25 protein-coding genes and 1 pseudogene are annotated in these 14,733 nt (G+C 62.9%); 16 read left to right on the top strand and 10 right to left on the bottom strand.

The genetic code is table 11. The annotated features are described in order from the left end of the window. Positions 1-308: 308 nt before the first annotated feature. From CP49_RS30900 to CP49_RS30825, 16 genes are all read left to right on the top strand, one after another. Positions 309-1,235 (top strand): PD-(D/E)XK nuclease-like domain-containing protein, encoded by a 927-nt coding sequence (locus CP49_RS30900; RefSeq protein ID WP_057853900.1) that lies wholly within the window; start codon positions 309-311, stop codon positions 1,233-1,235. After that, a complete protein-coding gene (locus CP49_RS30895) occupies positions 1,235-2,230 on the top strand; it encodes a recombinase RecT (RefSeq protein ID WP_057853899.1) in 996 nt (331 codons plus the stop codon). Before CP49_RS30900 ends, CP49_RS30895 begins: the two co-directional genes overlap by 1 nt. Further along, the gene (locus CP49_RS30890) at positions 2,227-2,619 is read left to right on the top strand and encodes a hypothetical protein (RefSeq protein ID WP_057853898.1); all 393 of its coding nucleotides are present in this window, start codon (positions 2,227-2,229) and stop codon (positions 2,617-2,619) included. The genes CP49_RS30895 and CP49_RS30890 overlap by 4 nt, the downstream gene beginning before the upstream one ends. Further along, positions 2,616-3,029: a hypothetical protein gene (locus CP49_RS30885; protein ID WP_057853897.1), complete on the top strand. Its 414-nt coding sequence runs from the start codon at positions 2,616-2,618 to the stop codon at positions 3,027-3,029. The genes CP49_RS30890 and CP49_RS30885 overlap by 4 nt, the downstream gene beginning before the upstream one ends. A gap of 22 nt (positions 3,030-3,051) precedes the next feature. Next, positions 3,052-3,447, top strand: coding sequence for a hypothetical protein (locus CP49_RS30880; RefSeq protein ID WP_057853896.1), 396 nt, complete (start codon positions 3,052-3,054; stop codon positions 3,445-3,447). Next, positions 3,416-3,694: a hypothetical protein gene (locus CP49_RS30875; RefSeq protein WP_082646331.1), complete on the top strand. Its 279-nt coding sequence runs from the start codon at positions 3,416-3,418 to the stop codon at positions 3,692-3,694. Before CP49_RS30880 ends, CP49_RS30875 begins: the two co-directional genes overlap by 32 nt. Next, positions 3,691-3,921 carry a hypothetical protein gene (locus CP49_RS30870; protein WP_057853895.1) on the top strand — a complete coding sequence of 77 codons (231 nt, stop codon included), beginning with the start codon at positions 3,691-3,693 and terminating at the stop codon, positions 3,919-3,921. Before CP49_RS30875 ends, CP49_RS30870 begins: the two co-directional genes overlap by 4 nt. After that, a complete protein-coding gene (locus CP49_RS30865; protein ID WP_057853894.1) occupies positions 3,918-4,172 on the top strand; it encodes a hypothetical protein in 255 nt (84 codons plus the stop codon). The genes CP49_RS30870 and CP49_RS30865 overlap by 4 nt, the downstream gene beginning before the upstream one ends. A 230-nt stretch (positions 4,173-4,402) precedes the next feature. After that, positions 4,403-4,591 carry a hypothetical protein gene (locus tag CP49_RS30860; protein ID WP_057853893.1) on the top strand — a complete coding sequence of 63 codons (189 nt, stop codon included), beginning with the start codon at positions 4,403-4,405 and terminating at the stop codon, positions 4,589-4,591. Positions 4,592-4,606: 15 nt separating this feature from the next. After that, a complete protein-coding gene (locus CP49_RS30855) occupies positions 4,607-4,816 on the top strand; it encodes a hypothetical protein (protein WP_057853892.1) in 210 nt (69 codons plus the stop codon). Then, entirely contained in the window at positions 4,801-5,100 is a 300-nt protein-coding gene (locus tag CP49_RS30850; RefSeq protein WP_156438752.1) for an HIRAN domain-containing protein, read from the top strand. The genes CP49_RS30855 and CP49_RS30850 overlap by 16 nt, the downstream gene beginning before the upstream one ends. Further along, positions 5,093-5,437 carry a TSCPD domain-containing protein gene (locus tag CP49_RS30845; RefSeq protein ID WP_057853890.1) on the top strand — a complete coding sequence of 115 codons (345 nt, stop codon included), beginning with the start codon at positions 5,093-5,095 and terminating at the stop codon, positions 5,435-5,437. Before CP49_RS30850 ends, CP49_RS30845 begins: the two co-directional genes overlap by 8 nt. After that, on the top strand, positions 5,412-5,624 hold the full coding sequence (locus CP49_RS30840; protein ID WP_156438751.1) for a hypothetical protein: 213 nt from the start codon (positions 5,412-5,414) through the stop codon (positions 5,622-5,624). Before CP49_RS30845 ends, CP49_RS30840 begins: the two co-directional genes overlap by 26 nt. Continuing rightward, complete coding sequence (locus tag CP49_RS30835; RefSeq protein ID WP_057853888.1) at positions 5,624-6,013, top strand: hypothetical protein; 390 nt, start codon at positions 5,624-5,626, stop codon at positions 6,011-6,013. The genes CP49_RS30840 and CP49_RS30835 overlap by 1 nt, the downstream gene beginning before the upstream one ends. Further along, the gene (locus tag CP49_RS30830; protein WP_057853887.1) at positions 6,010-6,234 is read left to right on the top strand and encodes an excisionase family DNA-binding protein; all 225 of its coding nucleotides are present in this window, start codon (positions 6,010-6,012) and stop codon (positions 6,232-6,234) included. Before CP49_RS30835 ends, CP49_RS30830 begins: the two co-directional genes overlap by 4 nt. Positions 6,235-6,605: 371 nt before the next feature. After that, a complete protein-coding gene (locus tag CP49_RS30825) occupies positions 6,606-8,318 on the top strand; it encodes a recombinase family protein (protein ID WP_063791805.1) in 1,713 nt (570 codons plus the stop codon). Here the strand turns inward: CP49_RS30825 and CP49_RS48060 are convergent. The 10 genes and pseudogenes from CP49_RS48060 to CP49_RS30785 all read right to left on the bottom strand — a co-directional run. Beyond that, positions 8,300-8,380: pseudogene (locus tag CP49_RS48060) on the bottom strand (acyl-CoA thioester hydrolase); the annotation flags it as partial. The gene CP49_RS30825 and the pseudogene CP49_RS48060 sit on opposite strands and share 19 nt — an antisense overlap. Beyond that, positions 8,377-8,529, bottom strand: coding sequence for a hypothetical protein (locus CP49_RS45360; RefSeq protein WP_156438750.1), 153 nt, complete (start codon positions 8,527-8,529; stop codon positions 8,377-8,379). The gene CP49_RS45360 and the pseudogene CP49_RS48060, both read right to left, overlap by 4 nt. Positions 8,530-8,595: 66 nt before the next feature. Next, complete coding sequence (locus tag CP49_RS30820; RefSeq protein ID WP_057853885.1) at positions 8,596-9,507, bottom strand: metallophosphoesterase; 912 nt, start codon at positions 9,505-9,507, stop codon at positions 8,596-8,598. A 181-nt stretch (positions 9,508-9,688) separates the two neighbouring features. Next, positions 9,689-10,738 (bottom strand): Holliday junction branch migration DNA helicase RuvB, encoded by a 1,050-nt coding sequence (ruvB, locus tag CP49_RS30815; RefSeq protein ID WP_057853884.1) that lies wholly within the window; start codon positions 10,736-10,738, stop codon positions 9,689-9,691. Further along, positions 10,735-11,124, bottom strand: coding sequence for a hypothetical protein (locus tag CP49_RS30810; protein ID WP_156438749.1), 390 nt, complete (start codon positions 11,122-11,124; stop codon positions 10,735-10,737). The genes ruvB and CP49_RS30810 overlap by 4 nt, the downstream gene beginning before the upstream one ends. 74 nt (positions 11,125-11,198) lie before the next feature. Then, positions 11,199-11,618, bottom strand: coding sequence for a cytidine deaminase (locus CP49_RS30805; protein ID WP_057853882.1), 420 nt, complete (start codon positions 11,616-11,618; stop codon positions 11,199-11,201). Positions 11,619-11,665: 47 nt separating this feature from the next. Next, positions 11,666-12,253: a hypothetical protein gene (locus tag CP49_RS48055; RefSeq protein WP_245310949.1), complete on the bottom strand. Its 588-nt coding sequence runs from the start codon at positions 12,251-12,253 to the stop codon at positions 11,666-11,668. Further along, entirely contained in the window at positions 12,250-12,867 is a 618-nt protein-coding gene (ruvA, locus tag CP49_RS30795; RefSeq protein ID WP_057853880.1) for a Holliday junction branch migration protein RuvA, read from the bottom strand. The genes CP49_RS48055 and ruvA overlap by 4 nt, the downstream gene beginning before the upstream one ends. Before the next feature lie 280 nt (positions 12,868-13,147). After that, positions 13,148-13,678: a crossover junction endodeoxyribonuclease RuvC gene (gene ruvC, locus CP49_RS30790; RefSeq protein WP_057853879.1), complete on the bottom strand. Its 531-nt coding sequence runs from the start codon at positions 13,676-13,678 to the stop codon at positions 13,148-13,150. Between the two features lie 242 nt (positions 13,679-13,920). Further along, entirely contained in the window at positions 13,921-14,667 is a 747-nt protein-coding gene (locus CP49_RS30785) for a YebC/PmpR family DNA-binding transcriptional regulator (RefSeq protein ID WP_057853878.1), read from the bottom strand. Positions 14,668-14,733 lie beyond the last annotated feature (66 nt).

The raw sequence follows: 14,733 nt of genomic DNA, 5'->3' as shown, positions 1-14,733 counted from the left end.
TACTACCGACGAATTGCAAAACGATTTTTCTCATTCAAACGATGCAGATCGGAACCGGAAGCTATTTTTCTCCGGCACGATTGACAGTTGCAGGCAATCGAATTTTGATAACGCGGTACGGTTGAGCACAGCGAAAAACAGAAACGCTCATCGTAACCGCGCAAGTTGGTGGACGGACCTGCCAACCGCAGCGCGCACAACGCGGACCAAATAGAACGACGATCATCAGACCTGTCCCAGAACGGTGCGCCGACGCGCGCCGCTCAACGGGCGAGGTTTGACCAACCGCTATTCGGGAGGATCGCGCAATGCAGTCGATGCCATGGAACGGTCAGCGCATCGCTGCGCCAGGGATTTACCGCCACATCCCGCTGGATGACTACCATCGCGCCGACATCTGCGATGGCGTCTCGGTTTCCTCCTCAATGCTGCGGGGCATCGACGAGAAGTCGCCCGCACATTTCTTCGCCAGAGCTGCGTTCAACCCGAACCGCATCATCCAGAAGGAAACCGATGCCTACCGGCTCGGTCGATTGCTGCACCTGCTTATTGAGGGCGTGCCCTTCAACGAGAGCCGGTACATCATCCGGCCCGAGCGTGCGCCAGATGGTCGCGACTGGCACCACGCCAACAAGACCTGCATCAAATGGATGGCTGATGCGCGGGAACGCGGTCAGTCCGTCGTCTCGATGGACGATGTCGAGCAGGCCAAGGGCATGATGCTGGCGCTCGGCAAGCACCCGATGGTGATGCAGGGCTTGCTGGCCGGTGATGTCGAGCGCTCGCTGTTCTGGAAGAAGCACGGCTACTGGATCAAGGCGCGCCCGGACAACATCCCGAATGACAGCGGCGACTTCGTCGATCTGAAAACGACCGAGAGCGTGCTGTATCGCGACTGCCAGCGGTCGATCATCAACTACGGCTATCACATGCAGGGCGCGATGATCCTTGAGGCCGCGCGCGCGCTCGGCATACCGGCGTCGTCATTCACGCTGGTCTGGGTCGAGAAGAACCCGCCCTATTGCGTCCGCGTCCAGACCCTGCGCGACGAGGATTTGCTGCGCGGCGAAAAGCAGAACGAGCTGGCGCTGCGTACCTTCATGGAATGCTACGAGGCCAAGCACTGGCCCGGCCCCGGCGATGACCACGCCGACGCCGAATATATCGACCTGCCGGACTGGTATCGGAAGTCGGTCGATGACCGGATCAACTACCAGCTAAGGGAGGCCGCCTGATGTCCGACACCACCATCACTGCGGAGCGCGTGACCAAGGGCGACCTGATGCGCGGCGACGCCGAGAAAATCGTCAGCGAGCGTACCGAGGCGGTGCAACTGTTCAAGGGCGGCGGCGTCGATTACGCCAACCTGCGCGACATGGTCGATGCCGCGAAGCTGATGGCGACGGCTGGCCCGATGATCCCGCCGCACATGCAGGGCAATGTCGGCATGTGCTTCGCCAACAATCTCCGTGCGCAAGAACTCGGTATCTCGCCGCTCGCTCTGGCGAACTGGTCCTACGTTGTCGAGCAATGGGTCAACGGCCAGAAGGTCCAGCGCGTCGCCTATGAGAGCCAGTTCTTTCACGCGATCATCGAGGCCCGCGCGCCGATCACGACGCGATTGCAGGTCGGCTATGAAGGCAGCGGCGATGCGCGCAGGTGCCGGGTATGGGCGACCTTCAAGGGCGAGACCGAGCCGCGCTATTTCCCGCCGCTCGATGCCGACCCGGATCAGTTCACGCTCGGCAAGCTGCATCCGGGCCACAACGAGAAGGGCAAGGTGAAGGGCTCGCCGCTCTGGGACAAGAAGCCCGACCTGCAACTGTTCTACAACATGAGCCGCGATTGGGCGCGGATGTACTGCCCCGATGTCATCGCGGGCATGTATGGCCGCGACGAGATGGAGGACGCCGGGTTCACGGTCGCGTCCGACATCGCCAAGGATGTCTCGCCCAAGCTTTCGGCGCGGCTGCGCGGTCCATCCGCCGAAGGCTTCAGCGGCGCGGAGAAGGCGCTGGCCGGTATCGAGGCATCGATTGCCGCGAGCGCATCGCAGGCCGCCCCGCCTGCCGAGGCCAAACCATCGAGATCGCGAAAGAAATCGGAGCCCGAGCCTGAGAAGGTCGTCGCCGAGCCCGAGACATCGGGCGCTGGCACCACCATTGAGCAACCCAGCGAAGCGACCGAGCAATTCCCCGGCGACATCCCGATGAAGGCGGCCGATACATGACTGAAGTTCTCGTTTGCGTTGGCAACTACGACCGCCACAACTCTCCCCATGCCGCGCCCGATGCGGCGCACCACCACGACGACATTGACCGCTATACCTGGATGGAGCGCGAGTACCGGCGCGAGGTCGGCAATCGCAAATGGCACAAGCACTGCGCCGTCGTCATCAAGCTCGGCGCGATTGCCTTCGACATCCCGGTCGATGACATCCTTGCGCGCGACAACAATCGCGAGAAAACCGACAAGCGCCACAAGATCATGGCGTTCGCGCGGGTCGCCACTGGCGCGACGTTCCATCAGCTCGCGGACGCCTTCAACCGCAAGCATTCCGCCGTCGCCGTTGGCGTCGAGCGCTTCGAGGCCATCGTTCGCCGGGTGATCGACCGATGAAGCGCACCAAATATGCCGTCGATACCAAGGTGCCGGTCCCCCAGACCCGCATCGAGATCGAAACCACGCTCGCCCGGTTTGGCGCGACCGCGTTCGCCTATGCGGTCCATGAGACCGGCGCGTCCATCGCGTTCGAGTGCAACAGTCGGCGCATCCGGTTCTCGCTGCCGCTCACCAAGGGCGACGACGCGAGGACGCAGAAGCACCACCGCGAGCGCTGGCGCGCGCTGTTTCTGACCATCAAGTCCAAGCTGGTGTCCATCGATAGCGGCATTGAGACGTTCGAGGATGCATTCATGCCTCACATCGTCATGCCGACCGGGCAGACGGTCAGCGAGACCATCCGCCCGCAGATCGCCGACGCCTACAAGGGCGGCAGGATGCCGCTGCTGCTGACTGGCCCGACTTAACCAACCGAAGGAGAACCGACTGATGAACCTGACCAACGAAATCTCGGCGCTCGAAAGCCAAGTGCAGATGCTGCTCGCCGAGAACGAGAGCTTTCGGCACACGCTGTCGGTGATGGAATTCGAGCGCGAGCAGTTGACCCGCCGCTGCTCGACCTTGCAGCGCGAGCGCGACAATTACATGCGGAGAGCCGAGCAGATCAAAATCCTGCTCGACCAGACCGGCGCGAACTTGGTGACCGGCCTGCACAAGTACCACGCCGCCGAGCGCGAGCTGGCCGAGCGCGACGCCATTCGCCTCGATGAACTGCCTGCGCCGAGCGCGCCGCCCGCCGATGAGCGTGGCCGGTATCGCGGATTGGACCCCATCGACTATGGCGAGGCCAAAGATGGTGCACTCGAACCACAACCTCACGCCTGACGCGCGGCAGGTACTCGACCGGCTGCTGCACCGGCAGCCGGTCTGCACGCTGGGCGCGCTCGCAACGCTCGACAGTGACGAGATCGTCGAGGGCTATCTCGATGGCCGCGAGAACTTCCCCTGCGGCGACAACCGCAGCCGCAGCTACTGGCACGGCAGGCGCAACGGAATGATGGACGGCGGCCACATGGACCGCGATTGGGCGTCGTCGATGCTGGCGAAACAGTATGTGGAGAAGCGCCGATGAGACATCAGGATTTCCCGCTGGTCGATGTTGCAGCCAAGGCGAAAGAGATCGCGCTGATGGGCCATGAGGTTCATCAGAAGTTCTCCTGCGCGGGCTGCGGCGCGCGCCTGACCATCAGCACGCCGAACAAGTTTCACACCAAGGGCACCTGCGACCAGTGCAAGGCCGTCACCGACATCGCGGCGCAGGGCTGCAATTTTGTCGTCATCATGGGCCGCAAGCGATGATCGCTCGCCGCGCCCTCCTGCAAGCCCTCGCCTGCGCCATCGCCGCGCCCGCCCTGGCGGCGGCCAATGAGGGCGAAAGCTTCAGCGCACTATGGGACCGGCGCATCGTGCTGCGCGAGAACGTTGCGCCGCCGCCGGTCACCGCCGCAGCGGAGACCGCCGTCGTGACAGAGGTTCGGCCAAAGCGGCGGCATCGCAAACATTTCCGGCGGCGTCGATACGCCCGCCGCTACCGCAGGAGGCGAACATGACCAAATCGAAGATCGGTAAAAACGAGATGCGGCTGCGCGAGATGCGCGAGCAGAACTTTGCCGCGCGGAAGAAGGTCAAGACGTCGTCAAGCTTCAGACCAAGCCGATAGGCGCGCCGCGCGTCAAGAAGGGACGGCGGTGACCCGCGAGCAGCTCATCCCGTTCGCGGCGATGGGCGGCGCGTGGCTATTGAGCAATGCCAGATACTTCTGGCGAACATGGAGAGACCGATGAGAATTCCGAAGGGCACCGACATCCGCGTCGATACCGCAAACGAGGTGGTCGAACTGCACATCACCGCCGCTATCACGACCAAGGCGCAGGCGAATGAGCTAGCCGCCGCGATCAAGCAATTCTCCTCCTTGCTTGAAGGCGAAAAGCGTCAGCGCAAACCGAAAGCGGCAGCGGTCGCCGCCTAGCGAGGGAGATAGATCATGAGCTGGTATCCGACGCTGGTTTTCTATTTCGGCCTGTTCGATGCGGGGATCATCATGGCGGGCGGCTTGCTCGTTGCGGTCTACATCCTGCTCGGCTGGGACTACGGCAAGATGTTCGAGCGGATCGGCCCGGCGCTCGCGGTCGTCATCGGTTCGAACGTCGCCGCCGCGCTGATCCTCGGTGCCACGCGATGGTTGATCGGATGAAGAACCTCTACACCATTGTCGGCATGAAGCATCGGCCCGGTGCCAGCGGCATCGTGGCCGCGATGAAGGCAGGCGAGCCGCTGACGCTGCGTCGTGATCCCAACAATGAGCACGACCGTTTCGCGGTCCAAGTCTGGTGCCGCGATGTGCATGTGGCGTTCATCAAGGGCAGCGAGGTCCAGCCGCTCGCCGTGGCGATGGACGCCAGCAACGAACTGATGCGACCGGCAACGCTGGTTTATGACGGGACGCGCTGGCCGCTTGCGGAGGTCGATGATGGTTGACCGTAACGTTTTGCCGCCACGCCGCGCCGCCGAAACGTTCGACCTGCCGTTCGGCGGATTGAACCGCAACCATGCGGTGACGGTCGGCTACTACGACGACGGCAGGCTCGGCGAGGTGTTCATAACCGGCGGCAAGTCGGGCGAGGCCGTCGAGGCGGTCGCGCGCGATGGCGCGGTCCTGCTCTCGCTGGCGCTGCAATACGGCGTCCCGCTTGAGACGGTGGCCAGAGCCATCACGCGCGACAGCCAGAACCAGCCGTCGAGCATCATCGGCGCGGTGGTTGACCGATTACTTGTGAAGGAGACCGGCGATGGCGGGACAGATGCAGAGCCGTGAGATCAACTGTCAGGTTTTTCGCGAGACCGATGGCACGGCGACGGTCGAGCTGATCGTCAGCAAACTGACCCCCGCCGAGGCCGACCTGATCGCGCAATCGATCCGCGTGCCGATCCGGGAGACCGTCGCCGATGTTTGCAGCAAGGGCGGGCGCATCCCGTACCGGATTGAGGGGCGCGAGGATTGATGAGCCGTTGCGCGCCCAGCCTCCGGATCAAATGCGCCGCCGCGCTGCTCGCGCTGACCGACGATGACGGCGAGCGCCTGATCCCGCATGAGCACGCCAAGCTGATGTCGGCGGATCAGATCATCTCGCTGTTCCAGTTTGATCACTATCCGATCCGGGTCGAGGCAGGCGGGCCGACCGAGCCGTGGAATTTGGACCCGCGCCTGATCCTGGAGCATCGGATCAAGACCGCGAAGAAGGACATGCCCGAGATTGCGAAGATCAGGCATGTCACCGATGCCGAGGCGGAATTCCGCGCCCGCCTGCTGGCGAAGGATCGTGGTGAGCGGAGACCGAAAGGCAGATGGCCGTCGCGCCCGATGCGGCGGCGGAATGAGGACCGACGATGAGCGAGATTGTGAATGAGCCGCAGCGGCTGGTCACGGTGCGCGAGGCGTGCCGCTATGGCGGCTTCTCCCACACCAAGTGCTACCAGCTCCTCAATGCCGGGCAGATCGACGCCTATAAGCGCGGCGGCCGGACCTTGATCGACCTCGACACAGTCGATGCCTACAAGCGCGCGGCGCTACGGCGGATTGAGCCGAAGGCGGCGGCGGGAGGGCGGCCATGACCCCGCCCCGGGCCGCCCCCGGCCCCGGCCCGGGCCGACTCGGCAAATCAGCCTGAGTGCGGCGGCCCCGGCGGCCGAGGGGCCAAAAACCGACCCGAAAAACGTAGGCACTACCGCTACATAGCGGAAATCATTGCCTTTTTTACCGTTGTCCCGCATGTCCGAGGAGCCTTCAGTAATGCGTTCCCGCGTAGTCTCCCGGAAATCCGAAGGGCAAAAAGCGGTCATCCGGCCGCTTGATCCCTCCGACCCGCGCAGCCTCGATCATCCAAGCCACCGCGAACAATGGCTTGAATTTGCGAGAGCAATCGGACGGCAGATGGCGCGGGCGGAACGAGACGGCTTAACCGAGCACATAGGGGACGAGAGCGATGTCAGCGGCGGCAAGGGGTAATCTGAAAACAGCGGCGATCTATGCTCGCTATTCGAGCATCATGCAGAAAGATAGTTCAATCGAGGGCCAGAAGCTCGTTTGCGGGAAGCTTGCCAAACGGAACGGGCTGGACGTTACCGAGGTGTTTTTTGATAAGGCGCGATCTGGCAAATCGATTGCCGGTCGCGATGGCTATGCAGCGATGGTGGCGGCGATCCGCCGCCGCGAATTCAATGTCATAATCATCGAAGATTTGAGCCGCCTGTCTCGCGACGCAATCGATACCGGCATGCTCAAGAAGATTTGCAACTACAATCGCGTCGAAATGCTGACCCAGAAGGGATGGCAGACCGACAAGGACATCGCCATCCATGGTCTGGTCTCGACTCTCGACAACGAGTCTCGCGCAATAAACGTTCGCCGGGGCCAAACCCTTTGCCTCTCTAATGGCGGTGTGCCCGGTGCGCCTGCTTATGGCTATCGCGCCGTACCCGGCAAGCCGGGCGAGCATGAGATCAACCCCGAGACAGCAAAGATCGTCGTTCGGATTTTCGAAGAGTATGCATCCGGTCGCTCGCCACGCGCCATCGCTGCCGACTTGACGAGCGAAGGCATCCCGAGCCCGGCCAGTCATCGCGACAGCCGATACAAGGGCAACACGATTTGGAATAGCCAAGCCTTCGTTGGCGGGATGTATGCCAAAGGCATCATCGGCAATAGGAAGTATATCGGCGAGATCGAATGGAACACCCACTCGACCGAGGAGAACCCGGACACGAAGCGCAAGGTGAAGCGGTGCAATCCGAAAGGGGATCACATTAAGGAATTTAACTCGGCCTTGCGCATCATCTCGGATGAACTCTGGAACGCCGCACAGAAGGTTCGCCAGCAGCGTGCGGTCAAGAAATTCGGGCCGGGCGGCAAGGTCGTTCGCCGCCCGGTCACGCCGCGCGGCGAGCATCTGTTCGGCGGCTTGCTTCGATGCGGTGCCTGCAATGGCCCGATGAGGATTGCAAACACATCGCGGAGCGGCACCTCCCGGGTAGCGTGCGCCGCCGCCCATCAACATCAGACCTGCTCGCATTCCAAAAGCTATGACATTGACACGCTGCGGGAAGGCATGGCGGAAAAGATGGTAACCCATCTGACGACTGACGAAGCCATTGATGCGGCGTTCGAGGCGTTCCGGGAGGAGCGAAAACTTGGCGCGACAAATGACAGTCAGCGCAAGGCGCTGGAGCGGAAATTAAACGCCCTCAGCCTTGAGATCGCCCGGCTGGTTGAGGCGACCATGAAGATCAATAATCCCCCCGCCGAGTTCTACAAAAAGATTGATACCAAGGAGATGGAGCGCGCCTCGCTTGAGGAACAAATCAAGCATCTCGGCCCGGCCATGGCGGACGGCAATGTCCTACCGTTCCCGCCCAAATTCAAAGATGCCTATCGGAAGAACGTCATGGAGGTCCACGAATTGCTGACCAAAAGCCCGCAGTCTGCCGAGGCCCGGATTGCCCTCGCAAACCTGATCGATAGCATCGTGGTTCACCCTACCGCCAAGCGGATGCCTTACGAGATCACGCCCTATGCCCGATTGGCGGCCATTACGGGCCAAAGCCCGCTTCCAGCGCGCCGATCAACGCAGGAAGTCATTGCGGCTCAAGGCCTTGGCTACTCCGATAACGCCAAACAAGGGAAATCGGTGTCCTCGTAATAGACACGAACCTGCATGTGATGGCGGCCGTCGCGGATCTCGCCGTCGAGGGGAAAAGTCATTTCGAACGATTTAACTGCTCGTGAGCGCGCTTGAGAAACTCTTTCAAATCCCACGGCACAACGCGACCGGCTTCCACGTCAGCCATGCCCTTTTCGACAAGGCTCTTGAGCAGAGCGCGCTTCCTGGCGTGTTCGGCCGGTAAATCCATGAGGACAGATTAACAGCTTTGGCAGCGAATGCACAGGTCGCGAAACCGCGACGGTGAGCAACGAAACTACGCCACCGCAGGCCTTGTCGCCCCCAGCGTCACCAGCACGATTTCCGGCGGAACGCCCAGCCGGAACGGCATGATGCTGCAGCCGAGGCCGCCGGAGACGACGACGTCGCAGTTCATGCGGATGTGGCCGTAAGCGAGCTGCTGCCCGGACGGCGAAATGGGCGACCAGCCCAGCATCCGCACCTGGCCGCCATGGGTATGGCCGGAGAGCTGCAGCGCGACGCGCGAGGGCACGCGTTTGGCGACGTCGGGCTCATGCGCCATCAAAACCACCGGCGCGTCGTCGGTGACCTTCGCCAGCGTCGCGCCGAGATCGTCGACACCGATGCGCTTGAGCGGCCGAAAGCGCCGCGCCGGCATATAGGCGAGCTGATCGCCGAGACCTGCCAGCCAGAACGAATGGCCGTTCTTGCTGAGCTTCCTCGCGTCGTTCTCGTAAACAGGAATGCCGACATTCTCGAGCGCGCGGCCGGCGGACGGCAATCCCTGTCCTTCCCGCTGCACCGTCTTGTCTTCCCACCAGTCGTGATTGCCGAGCACCGCGTGTACGCCGAGCGGCGCCTTCAAGCCGGCCAGCACCCGCGCCCATTCGGCATCGGGGATGAAGCGCGTCACCTTGCGATGTCCGGCCACATAGTCGCCGAGCATGACGACGATGTCAGGCTTGAGCGCATTGGTGCGTTCGACGATCTCCTGGATGTGATCGAGCGACATCCAGGGATCGCAGGCGTGGAGGTCGGCGATGGCGGCGATCCTGAGCTTGAGCCCTGCCGGCCATTGCGGCGGCGAGATGCTGTACCGCACGACGCGAAGCCGGACGACCGGTGCGCTGAATCCGTAAGCGGTGGTCGAGACGCCCAGCGCGCCCAGACCACCCATGGTTTTCAGAAAATGACGGCGTGTTAACATGTGATCCAATCGTGATGCATCGCAAACATGGTGGCGGATTGAGCCTGAATTGCGGTGCGTTTGTGCAGAACGTTAGCAGACCTTAAGCAGCTTCTCACCAGCGATTCTGCCGCAGCCCGACGCTCAAGCGCGCCAGGCATTTGGTCCTTAGTGCATCGCTGGGATGATCGGGTTCGAACGCTCAGGCGTCGTTGTCGCCATTACCGAACAGACCGAACTGCGCGGGATCGCGCGCGGGTTCGGCAAGCCCGAGATGGCGGAAAGCGTGCGAGGTCAGGAGCCTGCCGCGCGGGGTGCGCTGCAGATAGCCGCACTGGATCAGGAACGGCTCGATGATGTCCTCGATGGCATCGCGCGGCTCCGACAGCGCCGCCGCCATGGTCTCGACGCCGACTGGCCCGCCGCCGTAGTTCAGCGCAATCGTCGTGAGATAGCGCCGGTCCATGGCATCCAAGCCGGCGGCATCGACCTCCAGCGCGCTCAGCGCGTGGTCGGCGATGGCGCGGTCGACGGAGCTTGCATCCGCTGCGGAAGCAAAATCCCGCACGCGGCGGAGCAGGCGACCCGCGATGCGCGGCGTGCCGCGGGCACGGCGCGCGATCTCGTTGGCGCCATCCGGCGTCATGCCGATATTGAGCACGCGGGCGCCGCGGGTGACGATCCTTTCCAGCTCTTCCTCGGTGTAGAAATTCAACCGCACCGGAATGCCAAAACGATCGCGCAGCGGATTGGTCAAGAGGCCTGCGCGCGTGGTGGCGCCGACGAGGGTGAACTTTGCAAGATCGATCTTGACCGAACGCGCCGCCGGTCCCTCGCCGATGATGAGGTCGAGTTGAAAATCCTCCATCGCAGGGTACAGCACTTCCTCGACCGCCGGGCTCAGGCGATGGATCTCGTCGATGAACAGGACATCGCGCTCTTCGAGATTGGTGAGCAGCGCGGCGAGATCGCCGGCCTTGGCAATGACGGGACCGGAGGTAGCGCGAAAGCCGACGCCGAGCTCGCGCGCCACGATCTGCGCCAGCGTGGTCTTGCCAAGGCCGGGGGGGCCGACGAACAGCACGTGATCGAGCGCCTCGTTCCGCTTGCGTGCCGCCTCGATGAAGATCGACAGATTTTTTCGCGCCTGCGCCTGACCGACGAACTCGGAGAGCAGTTGCGGGCGCAACGCGGTGTCGCCGACATCGTCGGAATGGCGCTCGGGGGTGACGATGCGGGAGGGAGGATTCATGCCATCCTCGCGAACCGGCGCGTCAGGCGCCAGCAGATGACCGATGCAATCAGGGAAGCAAAAAGCAGGAGTTCAAGACTGCTCATGGCCTTATCTGCGAGCTCCCGCAAAAGGAAAGGCTTCACAATGACCATTTCGATCAGGACTGCAGCAAGCACGCCTGCTGCGATGGGCACCAGGATCGAATAGTGACGAAAGCTTAAGGCTGCGACTGCATGCACTATTCCCGCTAGCAACGCCGACGGCACGCAAAACAGATAAGCGTAAATCATCGCCGCAACGAGCCAGCCAAGCATCGGCGCTGCGTTATCGAACTTGACCCACCACACCACGCTCCCGCAGATCGGCGGCCAAAGCACCAGGAAGACCGAGACGATGGACAGCACTCGCCAGAAGGGCGACAGCGTCCCGCCGACATCGTCGGAACGGCGCTCGGGGGTGACGATACGGGAGGGCGGATTCACTCGCTGCCCCGCTTGTACTTGTTGGGCAGCAGTTCGCCGATGGTCACGACTTTCGGCCCCCGGCCGCTATCGGGGACGATGACCCGCGCGTTGGCGTCATAGTCGTGGATCAGCTCGCGACAGATGCCGCAGGGCGAGACCACCGCGATCTTGCCGGGCTCGCCGGGCTTGGGGTGACGCACGGCGACGATGGTTTCGATGCCGTGGTCGCCGCTTTCGGTGATGGCGCGGCCGATGGCGATCGCTTCGGCGCAGACCGCGATCCGGCCGATATAGGCGTCGATATTCACGCCAGTGACGATACGGCCATCGCGGGTCCGCATGGCGGCACCGACCTCCTGCCACTTGTTGCGATAGCGCTGGCTGATGGCTTCGGTCGCGACGGCGATCAGCTCCTCGTCCTTGTTGCTCAGCATGATGGAGAATGCGTTCCTTCGTCAGTCAGTGGCCAGGCGATAGCAGTCTATTTCGACAATTCCTTTAGGCCTAGCCGGATCCGTTGCGCGGTCTCGGCCTTCTCGCCGGCGTAGCGCTGTGTCGCCGACATCGTCGGACCGGCCGGGGGTAACGATGTGTTCATGCGAGGACCTGACGGGTTTGAGCGGCGACGGAACGGCCACAGCACCGCGTTGCAGACCAGCCAGCACAATATCGTGCTCCCGACATGCAGGACGAGCAATATCGACAACCCTTCCCAGGCAGGCGGACCCGCGCGCTTTACCATCATGAAAACGGCGTATGCCACGGTTATGAACAGCGCTCCAAAAAAGACCGGCCAGAAGGGCACCAATCCGGTTCGCGATGCCGCTTGAGCAATCGAAGCCACGAAGGCCAGGAACAGCGCCTGCACACCGCCGGCAATATAGGAAGCGATCGCAAAGAAGCCGAACGTCTGCAAATAGGCCGAGGGACCGTAGCTTGCGACAGGTTGACTAGGCCCGAAAATCATTGCCGTTGCCCATATCACCAGGAAGCCGAACGGCGGACCGGCTGCGAGAAAGATCAGGAACACCAGCGCTGTCTTCGGCGTAAAGCCCACCGCGCCGCTCACTTCGCGAGCTCCTTCAGCCCTAACCGAATAAGCTGCGCCGTCTCCGCATTCTCACCCGCGCTGCGCGAGGCGGCGGCGATGGCGGCCGCCGCCTGCGGCTGGCCGTAGCCGAGATTGACCAGCGCGGAGATCGCGTCCGTAACCGGTCGCGGCGCGCGGTGATCGTCGACCGCGCCGGCAAGGTGCACCACGGACGGATCGACATTGGCGAATGCAGGCGCCTTGTCCTTCAACTCGCTGACGATGCGCTCGGCGACCTTCGGCCCGACACCCGGCGTGCGCGACACCGCGGCCTTGTCGCGCAGTGCGATGGCGTTCGCAAGTTCGGCTGGCGGCAGCGTCGAGAGCACCGCCAGCGCGACCTTGGCGCCGACACCCTGCACGGTCTGCAGCAGGCGAAACCACTCGCGCTCGGTGTCAGTGCGAAAACCGAACAGCTTGATCTGGTCCTCACGCACATATGTCTCGATCGACAGCACCGCGGCCTCGCCAGGTGACGGCAGCGCCTGCAGCGTGCGCGAGGAACAATGCACCTGATAGCCGACGCCGCCGACGTCGAGGATCACGTAGTCCTCGCCGTAGGAATCGATCAGGCCTTTGAGCTTGCCGATCATCGCTGCCACCCAGATTCGACGCTGATGTCAGTGAGGGGCGCACCGGCGGATGGGTTCCCTCCCCCCTTGCGGGGGAGGGTTAGGGAGAGGGGTGCCGCTTGCTCAGTTGCCTGACGCAAAGCACTCGCATCCTTACGCATCATCTTGCGGCGTTCGTCGCTAGGTCGTCGCCACATACCTTCGATCGGAGCCCGCGGCTTACCCCTCTCCCCAACCCTCCCCCGCAAGGGGGGAGGGAGCCTGAAAAGTGTGCTCTCCTCACTTCGCGTTACGCAGTAGCTCACCATGCGTCGGCCACCTTCAGCCGCAGCGCGGCACCCTGGCGGTGATGGGCGTGCGTGATGGCGATCGCCAGCGCGTCGGCGGCGTCGGGGGATTTGGGCTCGGCTTTCGGCAGCAATATTTTCAGCATCACCGCGATCTGGTTCTTGTCGGCGTGGCCGGCGCCGACCACGGTCTTCTTGACCTGGTTGGGCGCGTATTCCGCAACGGCGATGCCGAACATCGCGGGCGCGAGCATGGCGACGCCGCGGGCTTGGCCGAGCTTCAGCGTCGCGACGCCGTCCTTGTTGACAAAAGTCTGTTCGACCGCGGCCTCCGCCGGCCTGAAGTCGCCGAGGACTGTGGCAAGCCCTTCATGGATCGCCAGCAGGCGGCTGGCCAGCGGCAGACCGTCCGGCGGCTCCACCGAGCCGCAGCCGATAAAGACGAGCCGGTTGCCCTCGGTCTCGATCACGCCCCAGCCGGTACGGCGCAGGCCAGGGTCGATACCGATGATCCGGACGGGGTGACGAATCGGTGGAGATGTCATGGCTTAGTGATAACGCCAGAGCCGGATGAACGAAACATAAAGAGAACGGAAATCCCCGATTTGCGGCTGGCTCGTGCCCCGGACGCTGCGCACCGGTCACTTGTGGTCGTCCCTGCGAAAGCAGGGACCCATACGCCGCGGCTCCAATTGTCTTGGAAGGCGACAGTCATCTCGCTTTTATCGATAGGGCAACGCGGTATGGGTCCCTGCTTTCGCAGGGACGACCAACTACCTGCAACCAATCACCCACCCATCTTGGCGACCAGCGCGTCGGAAATCTCGAAATTGGCGTAGACGTTCTGGACGTCGTCGTGCTCGTTGAGGAGGTCCATCAGCTTCAACAGCTTCTCGCCGGTCTCGTCGTCGACCGCGACCGTGTTCTGCGGCTTCCAGGTCAGCGCTGCCTTGCGGGCTTCGCCGAACTTCGCTTCCAGCGCCTTCGCGACCTCGCGAAAAGTTTCCTGCGAGGCATAGATCTCGTGGCCGCTTTCGCTGGATACCACGTCGTCGGCGCCGGCTTCGATCGCGGCTTCCAGCATCGCGTCGTCGGAGGCGACGCTGGCGTCATATTCGATGATGCCGGTGCGGTCGAACATGAAGGCAACCGAGCCGGTTTCGCCGAGATTGCCGCCTGACTTGGTGAAGTAAGAGCGGATGTCGGAGGCGGCGCGGTTGCGGTTATCCGTCAGCGCCTCGACGATCAGGGCGACCCCGCCGGGGCCATAGCCCTCGTAGCGGATTTCATCATAGCTCTCGCTTTCGCCGCCGATCGCCTTCTTGATGGCGCGCTCGATATTGTCCTTCGGCATGTTTTCCTGGCGCGCCGCGATCACGGCCGCGCGGAGCCGGGGGTTCATGGCCGGGTCCGGGGTTCCCAATTTGGCGGCAACGGTGATTTCGCGCGCCAGCTTGCTGAACAGCTTGGACTTCTGGGCATCCTGCCGGCCCTTGCGGTGCATGATGTTCTTGAATTGGGAATGGCCGGCCATGCGGGGTCTCTTGGATTCGTCCAGGGGATGCGGGTGAAGCGCGGCCTTATAGGCCGGTAATCGGCC

The organism is Bradyrhizobium valentinum (assembly GCF_001440405.1).
GTDB lineage: Bacteria > Pseudomonadota > Alphaproteobacteria > Rhizobiales > Xanthobacteraceae > Bradyrhizobium > Bradyrhizobium valentinum.
Note: the sequence above shows the minus strand (reverse complement) of the source record. Positions and strands in the feature narration are given on the sequence as shown.